The organism is Mesorhizobium sp. YC-39 (genome assembly GCF_025753795.1).
GTDB lineage: Bacteria > Pseudomonadota > Alphaproteobacteria > Rhizobiales > Rhizobiaceae > Mesorhizobium.
Genome location: NZ_JAOWPS010000015.1, coordinates 28,704 through 42,473 on the forward strand (window position 1 = coordinate 28,704; position 13,770 = coordinate 42,473).

Genomic DNA, 13,770 nt, shown 5'->3' on the forward strand with positions numbered 1-13,770 from the left:
CGCCCCAATTTTCAGATTGCGACCTAGAAGGGTCAGGCGAAGGACCAGCGTTCCAGGCAACGTGCGCCGTCCATTTCCGCAATGCCGGAAACGCGTTCGCTCGGAACCACCGACTTATTCGCCGCGAAAACAAAATCGGCAAACATCGGGATGACGACACTGTATTCGTCGCTTACTAACTGCTGAATGTCACCGTAGATCTGACGCCGCTTCGCCTCGTCACCTTCGCGACGGGCCGCCTTGATCAGATCCTCCACCCTCGGATCGCTCATCCCCGATTCATTGCTATCCGAGGCCTTCGACCAAGCCATAGTCAGAATCGCATCCTCGGTCGGACGACCGCCCCAATAACTGGTGAAGAACGGCGTTTTCATCCAGACTTGGCTCCAGTAGCCATCATTGGGCCTGCGGTCGACGGTGATGTTGATACCACCTTTGGCCGCTTGCTCCGCGTAAAGCACGCTGGCATCGACTGCGCCGGTATAGGCCGCATCCGCAGTACTGAGCTTCACATTGATACTGTCCACTCCGGCCGCTTTCAGATGGAAGCGTGCCTTGTCGGGATCATAGCTGCGCGCTGCGATATCGGGATTGTGGAAGCGGTAGTCCCGCGAGATCGGCTGGTCATTCCCGACACTGCCGAAGCCGTAAAGGATCTTTTTCACTAACTCGTCACGTTGGACCCCGTATTTAAGTGCTTGACGCACATGCACGTTTACGAAGGGGTCGAGCGAGCCATTTGCTGTGAAAGCGTAATATCGGCGACCAGGGGTATTGCCGACGAAGATATTCGGCGAGCGCTTGAGCAGCTGAGCGGTCTTGGGATCGACGCGGTTGATGAGGTCGACTTCGCCCGAGACCAGCGCGCTTTGCCGAGCGACGGGGTCGGCTATGCTAATCAGCTCTACGGAATCGAAATTACCCTGTTTGAACGAATCAGGATTGCGCTCCAGCGTCGCGCTAATGCCGGCTTGGAAGTTGCGCAGCAGATAGGGACCTGCCCCCACGTCAAACACCGGCTTGCCGTCCTCGAACGGCATGATCCCCATGGTGTAGTCGGCGAGCGCGAAAGGAAAGTCGATATTGCCCGCTTCGAGCGTGAAGACCACCGTCTCGGGACCATCGGCCTTGATATCTGTGATCTGCGCAAGCAGAGCGGTCATTCCGGACGCGCTGTGGCTCTTGCGAGTCAGGTTCACCGTCGCGATGACATCCTCAGGAGTGACGGGCTTGCCATTGCTGAACTTGATACCCTTGCGAATGCGGAATGCCCAGGTGGCATGTCCATTCGACGGCTCGAAGGATTCTGCGATCTCTGGAGCGATACTGCCATCGGCCAGAACCTCGACCAAATTGCCACGCACCGAGCAACCGATTAGGTACATAAAGATATCGGTCCAGTTGCGCGGGTCCAGCGTATCGGACGTCGAGCCGCCGCCGACCCCGAAGCGCAGTTTGCCGCCTTTGCGCGGCGCAGCGCGGGCTGAAAGCGGCATTAGGAGGCCGCCTGCCGTAGCCGCGAAACCTGCCGCTGCTCCAATCAGCACCGAGCGGCGAGTAAGGCCTGAGTGCGGAATTCTCGTGTCGTTTTCATTTTTCATTTTTATCTCCTCTCTGGTGGTTTCAGTGCTTACGCCGGTCCGAGTTCAGTCCGGCGGAAGTGGGTTCTGCCGGCCGAGACCGAGCATGTTTCGTACCTCTGCCGGACCGAGAAGGCGCACGCCCAACGCCCCGACCAGATCGGCCGCGCGCGCAACCAGTTCTGCATTGGTCGCTAATCGTCCCTTATCGAGGTACAGATTGTCCTCAAGGCCGACCCGCACGTTGCCACCGGCAAGGATTGCCGCCGCGACAAAGGGCATCTGATCTCTCCCCAGCGAAAAGGCCGACCACATGCAATCCGGCGGCATTGCGTTCACCATCGCCATGAGGGTGTTCAGGTCATTGGGAGCACCCCATGGCACCCCCATGCAAAGCTGAATAAGCGCTGGAGACGGGATTACCCCTTCGGCCAGCATCCGCTTTGCGAACCACAAATGGCCGGTATCGAAGATCTCCAGTTCCGGTCGCACCCCCAGATCCGCGATGATCCGGCCCATGGCCCGCAGGATTCCCGGCGTGTTGACCATGATCAAATCGGAATCTCCGAAGTTCATCGATCCGCAATCGATGGTGCAGATTTCCGGGCGGCATTCCACAATATGCGCCAGCCGCTCGCCCGCGCCGATCAGATCGGTCCCTTCAGCGTCGAAGGGCAGCGGCTGTTCCACTGAAGCCAGCACCAGATCCCCGCCCATGCCGCAGGTCAGGTTCAGCACGACATCGACATCCGCGCTGCGGATGCGGTCGGTCAGCTCGCGGTAAAGCGCCAGATCACGAGAAGCCTTGCCGCTTTCGGGATCGCGGACATGGCAATGCACAACCGCGGCGCCCATCCGCGCCGCCGCTATGGCATCACCGGCGATCTGTTTCGGGCTGCGCGGAACGTGCGGGGACCTGTCCTGCGTATTGCCCGAGCCGGTGACGGCACAGGTGATAAAGACATCGCGATTCAGTTCCAACGGCATTTAAGCGTGGCTCCTGTGGCGGGCGATCACTCCGCGTCACGTCGGTTGCGAGTATTTCCAATGGTCACGAGACGGCACTTCTTCCGATTGGAAGCGAAGCTGCGGTTCTGGCACCTCCTTAGGGCGCAGATCGCGAATGGCATTCCCGGCGCCTTCGGGCCAGGGCAGGGTTGCATGGGCCGCAGCCAGCCTCTCCAGCGCCGCCCCCACGTGGGGCAAAGGCGGGCACACCGCGCGGGTGGCCAGATCAATGTGAAGGATCATCACCTCCACTGTGGCGGCAAGCCTTCCATCAGGCGCGAGGAACCGATGGAAAAGATGAGCTTTTTTTCCATTAGCAAAAAGCACCTGCGTCCTAACAGTGATCTCGTCGCCCTGGTGCAGTTCGGCCAGATACCGGATGTGGCTTTCCGCCGTGAAATGGCTTCGGCCGGCAGCGATGTATTCCGCGGTGACGCCACAGCTTTCGGTCAGCACGTCCGTCGCATTCGAGGCGACTTCCAGGTAATGCGCCTCGTTCATATGACCGTTCGCGTCGGTCCAAGTTGGCGGTATGACACGTCGCGCGGTGACGATGAGAGGCTCATCATCCAGGCTGAAGGGTAGCGTTGCCTCATGCACTCTGACGGTGCCGCCCGCCCCGATTTGCTCCCCCTTCAACGCTCGAATCAGCGCGACCAGGCTGGCATCACGCGCCTGCTCCATCTGTGCGATGCTTCGCCCTTTCGCCTGTGCATCGGATTGGCTGGCGATGCGCTCGATGAGTGCCTCGTCCAGCTCGGGCACATCCATCAAATGCGTCAGAGGCTCCGCCAGCGACGGTCCGAATTGCGCAAGGAAATGACGTATGCCGGCCTCGCCCCCACCCAAGCGGTAGGAGGCGAATTGGCCCATCTGCGCCCAGCGAAGGCCGAAGCTATAAAGGATCGCGTCGTCGATCTGGGCAGTGGTCGCGATACCGTCTTTGACCATCCACAGCGTTTCGCGCCAAACGGCCTCTTGCAAGCGGTTGCCTATGAAGCCGTCGATTTCCCGATCGAGCACCAGCGGATGCATCCCAACCGAAATCAGAATTTCCGCCGCGCGCGATTTGGTAGTGGCGGGTGTCTCATCGGATCCGACGATTTCGACCAATGGCAGCAGATAAACCGGGTTAAATGGGTGCGCGACAATCAGCCGTCCGGGCACCGTGCACAGCTTTTGCAACTCGCTCGGGCGAAAGCCTGAAGTCGAAGAGGCAAAAATGGCCCCGTCCTTCAAATGCGGCTCGATTGCTGCGTAGAGACCGCGCTTGAGTTCAAGCCGTTCGGGAGCGCTTTCTTGAACCCAGTCAGCCTCTTTGACCGCGTCGGCGACAGTACTCGCGTAGCTCAGCTGCCCCGGCGAGGGCAGCACACGGTCGTAAAGCGCGGGAAGGCTGGCCCGGGCATTGCCCAGAACGTGTTGCATCCGGCGCGGGGCCTCGGACGAGGGGTCGAAGATGCAAACATCGAAGCCGTTCAGCAAGAACCGAGCCGCCCAACCGGCGCCTATTACCCCGCAACCGATGATCGCGACCTTCATGTCACGCCACCTTCTTCGAGACGACCGCAACCGGCACGATCAGCGCATCAACAGCGATTGCACCAGCTTGGGTCACCATCACAGGATTGACATCAACCTCGGCGATCCGGTCGCTGAGGCCGGCGCAAAGCTTTGAAAAGGCGCTGAGCGCGCGGGCCGCCGCCTTCATGTCCCGCGGCGCATCGCCACGCACGCCGTCGATCAGCCGCGCCACTTTGAGGCCACGGATCATCGTCTCGGCTTTTTCCGGTCCGAACGGCGCCCGGGCAAAGCGACGTTCGTCGAAAAGCTCGACCAGAGTCCCGCCCGGCGAGACCATGACCAGCGGTCCAAAGTCCGCATCCATCACGCAGCCAAAGGCAAGTTCGATGCCTTTTTCGGTCATCTTTTGCACGATGACACGCGAGCCGAGGCGCCGCGACAGATCTCCGTAGGCCGCCTCAAGTGCTGATAGATCGCGCAGGTTCAAAACGACGCCGCCGGCATCGCTTTTATGGTCGATCCCCGCAGCGGTCTTTAGCACCAGCGGGAAGCCTAGCCTAATCGCTGCTTCCTTTAGCTCTGCGACGTCTTCGCAGATCACGCTTTGCGCCGTCTCAACGCCAAAGGCGTGTAATAGATCCAGGCTGGCAAATTCATCCATCGGCGCGGCAAGCGTCGCGCTCCAGCGAGCAAGCATCACGTCATCCGGCCTGGTCATGTGGGGCTCGGCGCTTTGATCGGGCTGATCGGCCCAGGCTTGGAACCTGCGCACCGCTGCCATGGTCGCTTCGGCGCCGTTGAGGCAGGGTACGCCCAAGTCGGCCAACTCGCCGCCAATCCGACCATTATTGGCCTGACCAAAGCTGGTATACACGAAGCAGGGCTTGGCGGTAACATTTGGCAACGATTTGGCCAGTTCGAAGAGGTCTTCGTGATAAAGGTAATCGTCACGGAAATCCGCTTCGAAGCCCAGCATCGATACTTCGGGCGCCTCGGCGAGAATTGCGAGGCCGCGTGCAAAAACCTTTGGGAAGTCTTCGGTAAGATCCGTTGCACAATCGAGCGGATTAGATGGTTCCAGTTCCGGCGGGAGGGCAGCGCTCAGTGACTTTCGGGTCGCCTCGCTTAGGACGGCAAGCGGCGTTTGCGTCTCGGCGGCCAAATCAACCTGCAACTCTCGCAGACCACCGCTGTCGGTCACCAGACCCACGCCGCCCGGCTCGGGCTTGCGCCCAGTCGAGCATAGAAGCGCCGTGTTCATCAGATCATCGATCGTACTCACCGAGATCGCTCCGCATTCTTCGAATACGGCCTCATAAGCCGCGTTCGACCCGGCCAGCGCCCCCGTGTGGGATCTGGCAAGGCGGGCGCTTTCCTCAGTCCGCCCCACCTTGCACACGACAACCGGAATACCGCGCGATCGTGCAAGGTGCAGGCTGTCGATCAGCCCTTGGGGATTGCGCGCCGCCTCCATGAACACGGCGATGGTACGAGTGGAATCACGACCGGCCGCATAAGCTATGTATTCGTCGATGGTCGCCCCAATTTCCTGACCTGGTGAGACCATTAGATCAAAGCGATAACGCGGATCGTTCATTCCCAGCACGGTGAAGACGCTGCCGGAATGCGCTATCAGCGAGATTCCCCCCGGCTTCAGGTGACCTGCGGGATAGAAGCTGGCCACCGCACCGCTGCGGGTATTGATAAATCCCATCCCCGAACCGCCGCAGACCGGGATACCCGCCTCAGCGGCAATGGCACGCAACCGCGTGAGGATCGGGATGCCGTCAGTCGTTTCGCCGTGACAAGTATCGAAGATGACAGCCGATCGCGCATTCTTTTCGATCGCCTCTATCAGCGCGCGCTCCAGATTGGCGCGGCCAACACCCAGCACCGCCACGTCGGGCGCATAATCAAGATCGCGGATCGAGGTCAGCGCCTCGCGCCCCATGATCTCGCCGCCGCGTGGATTGACGAAGCTGATCGGCCCCGCGAAGTCGCCTGAAAGCGTGGCAGTGGCCAAACGAGCGCCGAACGATCCGGCCCTAGCCGACGCACCGACCACTACCATGGAGCGGGCCTCGAACATCGGGGAAAGTCGATGTATCATGATCTTAACCCTTGAATGCTGGATCGCGCTTTTCGGCAAAGGCCACCGAGCCTTCTCGGAAATCATCAGAACGCAGCATCTGCTCGTAGTGGGGCATGTCGCTTTTGCCGACCCAGGCGCGGCGGACCGCAGCGTGAGATGCCTCGACCGAGGCATGGGCGTAGTGGCGCATGTATTCCTTGAGTGCAGTGGCAACCAACGGCGCGCCCTGCGCGATCGTAGCGGCAATCTCGCGAGCGTGATCCATCAACTTATGGGCGGGTACAACATCACGCACGAGACCCCAATGCTTGGCTTCATCGGCGTACATCTTGCGACCTGTCAGAATCAGATCCATCGATACGTTGAATGGAATACGATGATGCAATTTTTGGATTGCACCCCCATCCGGCAGGAAGCCGCGCTGCATTTCGGGCAGCCAGAAATAGGCATCTTCTGCACAGACGATCACATCGCCGCCAAGGGCAAGCTCAAAGCCGCCTCCTATCGCTCCACCGGCCAAGGCGACGACCACCGGTTTGTAAAGGCCAAAGAATTCGGGCAACCCCCCCAGCCCGCCCGGCCCAAGATCGAAGCCCTGCTCAGCGTGTGCACTTTCACCTGCCACGAAGGCTTTCAGATCCCAGCCCGCCGAGAAGATATTCTTCGCGTTGCCGGCACTGGACAGAATAGCCACGCGCAGGTCGGGATCGTCATTGAGCCGGGAGAAGACCGCATACATCTCGCGGCTTAGCGATAGATTGATCGCATTGACCGGCGGTCGCTTCATCGCCACCTCGAGTACCGGGCCATTGATTGTGACGTCTAGCTGCGCCGATGCGTCGCTCATTAGGTGGCCTCATGCTAGGGTGGGGTCGAAACCGCTTTTATGTGGTGCGGATTTCCCTTGAATTTGCCACCGTGCAGCCTGAAAACAATGTTGTTTCGATTCATCGCACATGAAAAGGATTCATAGTGAGATACTGGAAGCACATCCCGCCGATGAAATCCTTGCTGGCGGTGGAGGCCACCTCGCGCCATGCCAGCTTCTCAGCCGCGGCCGAGGAGCTGAATGTCAGCCAATCCGCTATCAGCCATGCCGTCACCGCCGCCGAGGCCTTTCTCGGTGTGCAGCTGATCGACCGCACGACGCGCCCCATCAGCCTTACGACCGAGGGCAAGATCTACATGGCCACACTGCGCAATTGCCTGAACCAGCTGGCAACCGAAAGCGACGCCCTGCGCCGGTCAAAAACGCGCAATGCCTTGACGATCTCCTGCAATCTGGCAAATGCAAACTACTGGCTGCTGCCCCGGCTGAAGCTGTTTCACCTCGAGTATCCGAAGCTCCAGGTGCATCTGGTGACGACCTATCAGGGCTTGGCGTCCCTCGATGACGGCATCGACATCGCCGTGCGCTTCGGCGACGGGAACTGGCCCAATTGCACCTCGCATCTGCTATTCAGGGAGAGAATCGTCCCGGTGGCGTCGCCCGATTATCTGGAACGCAATCCGCCAGTGCACCAAGCCGCCGATCTGCTTGACCACACCCTATTGCATGCCATGTCGCTGGAGCGCTCTTGGTATGATTGGAACCAGTGGTTCGAGCAGTTCGGCCTATTGCCGAGTGCCGGTTTACCCGGCCCCAGCTTCGACAATCACCTTCTGATGATGCAGGCCGCGCTTAATGGGCGCGGGGTGGCACTTGGATGGATCGGCACAGCTTATGAGTTCATCCGCCAGGGCCAACTGGTCAAGGTCATTGACCTCCCCGTGATCCTGCGCGAGGGGCTATATGTTGTTATTCGCAATCGGCACGATCCGCAGATCGAATGTTTCGTCGACTGGATCACCTCCATGACCGCCGCAGAAGCCGAGACGCTGCGCGCTCCTTTCTAATAAAACTGACGTTGGTTGATCACACGACCGTCCTGCATACCTTACCGCCTTTTGGGTTCAGTTGGCGCGAAGTGGAGCAATCGCTTTCTGAATGCTGGCGATAAGAGCGTCGCGCTGCGCTGACAGGTCAGCCGGAGATTGCCCGTTTGCCTCTTGTTTAACGCCGGAAACGAGTGTCTCCGCCAGCGCCGGATCTAGGTGCAGCACACCAAGATCATCCCACCACCGGTTAAAGCTGTCGGTGTAGCGTTCACAGAACGCTGCGAGGCCGCCATCGCCCGCACCGAGGTGAAAAAGCATCGTCGGACCCATGGCGGCCCAGCGAAGTCCAGGCCCGGCCCACATAGCCTTATCAACGTCCTCGACGGAGGCAACGCCTGTTTTGACGAGATGGATCGCCTCGCGCCAGACGGCGGCCTGCAGACGATTAGCGACATGGCCAGGGACCTCGCGATTGACGCGAATGGTCACTTTGCCGACAGCAGCGTAGAACCGCTCCGCGTCCTCGACGACGCCCTCGGCGGTCTGGTCATTGCCCATTACCTCTACAAGTGGAATGAGATGCGGTGGGTTGAAGGGATGACCAAGTACGAAGTGTGACGGATTGCGCCAGCCTCTCTGCATTTCCGATAGCGTCAGCCCCGATGCTGAGGTAGCGACCACGGCGCCGGGTGCGAGATGTGTTTCGATTTCACCGTAGAGAGCGTGCTTTATCGTAAGCCTTTCAGGGACATTTTCCTGCACGAATGATGCGCCTTCAACCGCTTCAGCAGCAGATTTGCAGAAGCGGACACGGTCGGGGCTTCCCCCCTTGACCAGCCCGATCTGTTCGAGTGTAGGCCAGGCCCGTTCGATGTAGTCACGGACGCTTTTCTCCGTGTTCGGGGAGATATCATGGACCGCGACGTCGCGGCCGGATCCAAGAAATAGGGCTGCCCAGCTCGCACCGATAACTCCAGCCCCGAGGACGGCGGTATTCTTAAATTCAACCATTACAGTATCCCAGTTTGGAGGTGGAGAGCGGCAGTCAGCCCACTGTCGTTAAACAACTGCGCGGTGAAGATGGAAACCTGGCCCGATGAACCAAATTCCCGTCTATTTGAAAATCTGCCTGCATGGTTAGAATGCTACCTGGTCGCCGCCCTTGAGACCTAGACGTCGACGCGCCTCGTCCGGGGTTGCGATTGTTCTTCCGAGGTTCTCGACGATTGATCTGATCTTACGCACTTGCTCTGCACTGGACTTCGCTTTCTGACCGGGTCCGATGTAGAGGCTGTCCTCCAAGCCGACCCGCAGGTTTCCGCCAAGCAACGCAGCCTGTGTCGTGAATGGCATCTGATGTCTGCCGGCGGCAAGCACCGACCATTCGTAGTCGTCGCCGAAGAGTTTGTGAGCGATGGTATGCATGTGCACGAGGTTGTCGAGATCGGGACCGACGCCACCGAGAATACCGAAGACCATCTGTACGAAGAAAGGGGGCTTGATCCAACCCTGATCAATGATCCATGCAAGGTTGTAGAGGTGGCCTAGGTCGTAGCACTCAAACTCGAACTTGGTTCCATGACCTTCGCCGAGCTCCTTAATAGTGTACTCGATATCGGCAAACGTATTGCGAAATATGAAGTCCCTGGTGGATTCAAGGAATGCGGGCTCCCAAGAGTGCTTCCAGTCCTTATATTTTTGCATCATTGGGAAGATGCCGAAGTTCATCGAACCCACGTTGAGAGATGCCATCTCCGGGCTTGTCCTGACGGCCGCTCGGAGGCGCTCCTCCCGTGTCATCCCGAGGCCTCCTCCCGTGGAAACATTCAGGATCGCGTTGCAGGACTGTTTGATGCGGGGCAGGAACTCCATGAAGAGGTCTGGGTTAGGATCGGGCTTCCCGTTTTCGGGGTTTCGGGCGTGAAGGTGGATGATCGCTGCTCCAGCCTCCACAGCCTCAATGCTCGCCTGGGCTATTTCGGAGGGAGTGATCGGTAGATGCTCTGACATCGTCGGCGTGTGAATGCCGCCAGTGGGCGCACACGTGATAATCACAGATTTAGACATATTCAGAGCCTCTTTTGCTAAGCTGACCCGAAAGGATCGCCGTCATGCTGCAGCTTCGCGCCGATGCCAGTCAGCATCTGTGCGTGGATCGCCACCAATTTAACAATTTTCGCCTTCGGTAGTGCCGAGTTGCGCAGCGCTTTATCGCTCATAGCGCTGCAGTCGTACGCCGTTCTCTGTGGGTTATGACCGGCGCAGTTCGCCGCTACCTGAGATGAATCTGCCCTTAGGGCTGTCAAATCCGATCGGGCTGCTTTCTGTGCAGAGGCCAGCCCCGAAATTCAAAAGGTATACGGCCGTTGACCCTGTCTGTACGCGGAGAAAGCCCGAAACGCTCGCGATACGCCCGACTGAAATGCACTTGGCTCGCAAACCCGGATGCGATGGCGATTTCGGACATGGGCATGTCCGTCTGCGTAACAAATCCCCTCGCGCGGTCCAACCGGATATCACGATAATATGCCGCCGGGGATTTGCCGACGTATTTAACGAAAAGACGGTTGAGCTGTCGGTGTGAAACGGAAATACGACTGGCTATTTTGGGTATAGTAAGGGCATTTTCGAGGTGCTGCTCCATCACGACGATCGCCTTTCTGATCGAGGCTGGAACGTGGCTTCCTAACGGCTCGACGTTGGCTGGGTTCTGAGGTGTACCGGCAGGTCTAAGAAGTGGGTGGAAGATATACCGTGCGGCGGCGTTAGCCAGCGCGTCCCCAGAGATCGCCTGTATTAGATGAAGAGCGATGTCCGCGGAGGCTATTCCTCCGGCGCAGGTAAACTGATTGTCGTGGCGAACAAAGATGTCTTCGGAAACCTCGATGTCTTCATGCAATTCCTTAAGAGCGTCGATATGCTCATAGTGGACCGTGGCCCGCTTACCGCTTAGTAGGCCCGCAGAGGCAAGGATAAAAGCTCCGGTGTCGATACCTCCCATAATGCTCCCTGCCCGAGCGAACTTCCGTAGAGCAGCCAGGAGCTGGTGAGTAGCCCCAGTTTCTGGGGTCCAGCTTGCGGACATAACCACGATGTCAAACTGGCTACCCTGGATATCGCTGAGGCGCTGGGTCTCGACGCAGAAGCCGTTGCTTGCCATACAAGAACCGCCGCTTGCTGAGACTAGTTGCCATCGGTATCGGGTGTCGCCTTCAAGATAGTTAGCCGCGCGGAAAGGGTCGATAAAAGTTGCTGTCGCAGCGAGATTGAAGTTCGGCGTGACAAGGACCAGAATCTGCACATCGCTACGATTTTTTTCTATCATGGCGTAAACCAATCTTGTGAAATGTGAAAAAGCGAGGGCCTTGGTGAAAGATTAAGCGCTACCAGAGATGGGCAGGAAAGTTGGCGGAGTGCGAGGTTAGCCTACGCAGCAAACGCGGGAACTCATCTGCGAACAGAAAATCATAATCCTGACGCGGGTGACCCTGGCGACGATTACAATAATACTGCGGCGGCAGGAGGTGAACAAGCCAGTCGGCTCTAGTTGGGCAGTAGCAGACGGCATAAAGCGCCACGGTGCAGGACTCCTCGTGAATGCCCGTCAGGGCGCTACTCGGTTCTGAACAGAACGGCGGCGTGATTGTGGCGCCGTCGATCGGGCTGGTGACGCTCCGTGGCTCGTTGGGCGTGACACCACCATTGATTGATTACGACATCAGATGATAGCGGCTGCACGAAAGATGGCGGCGTGGTCACAGCCAAAGCTGCGGGTACTTGTGCCCCGTACCGGCGCGTCGGTGGGGCTATTACAACCCGACCCGTTGTGAGAGTGAGTTCCCTGCTGCCCTTAATGCGACCTCCGAGGCACAAACGAGAACACGTCGACGCCGACATAACCGCCTAGTTACCAGATCACACCGTCAGATCCGAGCCTCAAGCGAAAGCGCCTGAATGTCGGCGGTACAGGAGATCTTGGCGGTGTGGCACTGCGGCCAGATCATAATAATCGCGCGATAGTGTGCTGCGACTTCAGGTTCCCCACGGCTGAGGACTACATCCTCGTTATCCCTTGAGCCGTCGTGCCAGGCGCTTGACCGCGACGCGATCGGAATCAACGATGAGGAAGTACGGCGTCGGATATCCCTCAACCCAGGTGCCAGAGACCCGTCCTTCGCCAATTTCAGAAATAATCAGTCCGATGGCGGGATTGAACCGGCGCAGCGACATGGCACTCTCAACATGCAAGGCAGGTACGTCGACGGAGTCCCTCTTCAAGACGAGAGGGACCAGCTGCAGTGCGTCGGCCACCGGGTCGCTTTCCACACAAATCGGATCAAAGGTCAGGAATAAGTCCTCACGCACGTGTACGCGAGGCAATCGTTCTGAAATCGTGTGGGAAAGGCTCACGTAGTCGTCCTCAGCAAGGTCGGCGAGCGCCTCGGCGAGCTCGTCCGTCGACAGGCTCGGGAAGGCGGCGACCAGAGCATTCTCATCGAGGTTCCAGGGCAGGCCATCGACGGATGTCGTGCAAATCCATTTGCCCACTGCCGACCCCTCCGGGCTCAGATCACCGACGGTCTCTGTTGGTGAAGGCATCGCGTCCTCCTCGTCGTGGACCGCCGGAGCTGGGAGCGACATGTCCGCCAGCATATCGTCGATGCGGCGGATAACCTTTCGGCAAAGCCCGGCGAACGAACGGATATCCGCTGCCACCAACTCGACTGTTTCCCCCAACTTCGCTTCCTTGGCGTGTTGCGTGAATTTGGCATCAACCACGCCAAGATTGTGCCCGATCAAATGGCGCTTTTGAATGTTGAGGGACAGCACCGCCAGCTCCTGCGCGTCCAGTTCCGCGAACGGATCGAACAAGAATTCGTCGAAGCGCTTGCGACCTTTATCAATGTTCTGAAAGTCGTTGACGACCGACTTAGCAGGCATCGATCCCAAAGGCCGATTGTGAATTCGATAGGCGTACGCTACCTTAAGCGTCGCCTCGAAGGCGGTGAGTACGTCCTCATGAGCATTGCCGAGCAGTCGATAGGCCAGCTCCTGACGATCCTTGCCCAAGGCTTCCGCCAGATCGACCTGCTGGCCGACCAACTCGGCCTCACGAGAAAAGTGCAGCGCTAGGTTGGGCGCCCCGCAGTCCGGGCAAAACAGCGCAATCGCGAATACACCATAGTCCCGCCCGCAGCAGTCGCAAACCAGCAGGCGCATGAGGTCACGGCGTCCGAAACGCGGCCGAGGTTTACTCTGCCGGGGGGCCGGCTTATAAGTGATCGACTTGCTTCCTCGCGCCACACCGGCCAGCATCTCCGATACCGCGTCTTGCATGTCCTGCAGGGCCGCTTGCTTCACAATCTTGACTGCCGCCTTGCGATCCTCGGGATGTGTGAACTCGGAATCGTCAGCCCTAATGCCGCTATAAGGGCAGACAGTCCCCGGAGTGCCGGCAGTATATTTCGTTCGTGCGGCTCTATCAGGATCCGCAGCGAAGCCGACGACAGTCTCGCCGAGTACAAAATGCCTCGGATGGGCGTCGACATTGGGTGAGTATCGATAGACCCTGCCGTCAGGCGTCCTGGGCACTGGGATGCTCAGCTGCATCTTCGTTCGCGAACCGCCCCTGCGCATTTTTTCAAGTCGTTTCAGTTTCACCGCGCCCCCCTGCAACGTTATGATATC

Annotated in this window: 11 protein-coding genes; 1 reads left to right on the forward strand and 10 read right to left on the reverse strand. The window is 58.8% G+C overall.

The annotated features are described in order from the left end of the window. Positions 1-32: 32 nt before the first annotated feature. Genes OHD62_RS34210 through OHD62_RS34230 form a run of 5 tightly spaced genes read right to left on the reverse strand, consistent with a single transcriptional unit; the run spans position 33 to position 7,051 of the window. Positions 33-1,601, reverse strand: coding sequence for an ABC transporter substrate-binding protein (locus OHD62_RS34210; RefSeq protein WP_263791987.1), 1,569 nt, complete (start codon positions 1,599-1,601; stop codon positions 33-35). 45 nt (positions 1,602-1,646) lie between these two features. Next, entirely contained in the window at positions 1,647-2,567 is a 921-nt protein-coding gene (locus tag OHD62_RS34215) for a 3-keto-5-aminohexanoate cleavage protein (protein ID WP_263791989.1), read from the reverse strand. Between the two features lie 36 nt (positions 2,568-2,603). After that, the gene (locus OHD62_RS34220; RefSeq protein ID WP_263791991.1) at positions 2,604-4,130 is read right to left on the reverse strand and encodes a carnitine 3-dehydrogenase; all 1,527 of its coding nucleotides are present in this window, start codon (positions 4,128-4,130) and stop codon (positions 2,604-2,606) included. A 1-nt stretch (position 4,131) separates the two neighbouring features. Then, positions 4,132-6,201: an acetate--CoA ligase family protein gene (locus OHD62_RS34225; RefSeq protein WP_263791993.1), complete on the reverse strand. Its 2,070-nt coding sequence runs from the start codon at positions 6,199-6,201 to the stop codon at positions 4,132-4,134. A gap of 25 nt (positions 6,202-6,226) precedes the next feature. Beyond that, positions 6,227-7,051, reverse strand: a complete 825-nt coding sequence (locus OHD62_RS34230; RefSeq protein WP_263791996.1) for an enoyl-CoA hydratase-related protein — start codon at positions 7,049-7,051, stop codon at positions 6,227-6,229. 152 nt (positions 7,052-7,203) lie between these two features. Between OHD62_RS34230 and OHD62_RS34235 the strand changes: the two genes are divergently transcribed. Then, on the forward strand, positions 7,204-8,100 hold the full coding sequence (locus OHD62_RS34235) for a LysR substrate-binding domain-containing protein (protein ID WP_263791998.1): 897 nt from the start codon (positions 7,204-7,206) through the stop codon (positions 8,098-8,100). Between the two features lie 57 nt (positions 8,101-8,157). On the opposite strand, the gene OHD62_RS34240 is transcribed toward OHD62_RS34235, so the two are convergent. The 5 genes from OHD62_RS34240 to OHD62_RS34260 form a co-directional block, all read right to left on the reverse strand. Then, the gene (locus OHD62_RS34240) at positions 8,158-9,093 is read right to left on the reverse strand and encodes a 3-hydroxyacyl-CoA dehydrogenase NAD-binding domain-containing protein (protein ID WP_263792000.1); all 936 of its coding nucleotides are present in this window, start codon (positions 9,091-9,093) and stop codon (positions 8,158-8,160) included. 126 nt (positions 9,094-9,219) lie between these two features. After that, positions 9,220-10,149, reverse strand: coding sequence for a 3-keto-5-aminohexanoate cleavage protein (locus OHD62_RS34245; protein ID WP_263792003.1), 930 nt, complete (start codon positions 10,147-10,149; stop codon positions 9,220-9,222). Positions 10,150-10,166: 17 nt separating this feature from the next. Further along, positions 10,167-10,301: a hypothetical protein gene (locus OHD62_RS34250; RefSeq protein WP_263792005.1), complete on the reverse strand. Its 135-nt coding sequence runs from the start codon at positions 10,299-10,301 to the stop codon at positions 10,167-10,169. Positions 10,302-10,384: 83 nt separating this feature from the next. After that, a complete protein-coding gene (locus OHD62_RS34255) occupies positions 10,385-11,407 on the reverse strand; it encodes a GlxA family transcriptional regulator (protein ID WP_263792007.1) in 1,023 nt (340 codons plus the stop codon). 740 nt (positions 11,408-12,147) lie between these two features. Beyond that, positions 12,148-13,743, reverse strand: a complete 1,596-nt coding sequence (locus OHD62_RS34260) for a hypothetical protein (protein WP_263792009.1) — start codon at positions 13,741-13,743, stop codon at positions 12,148-12,150. Positions 13,744-13,770 lie beyond the last annotated feature (27 nt).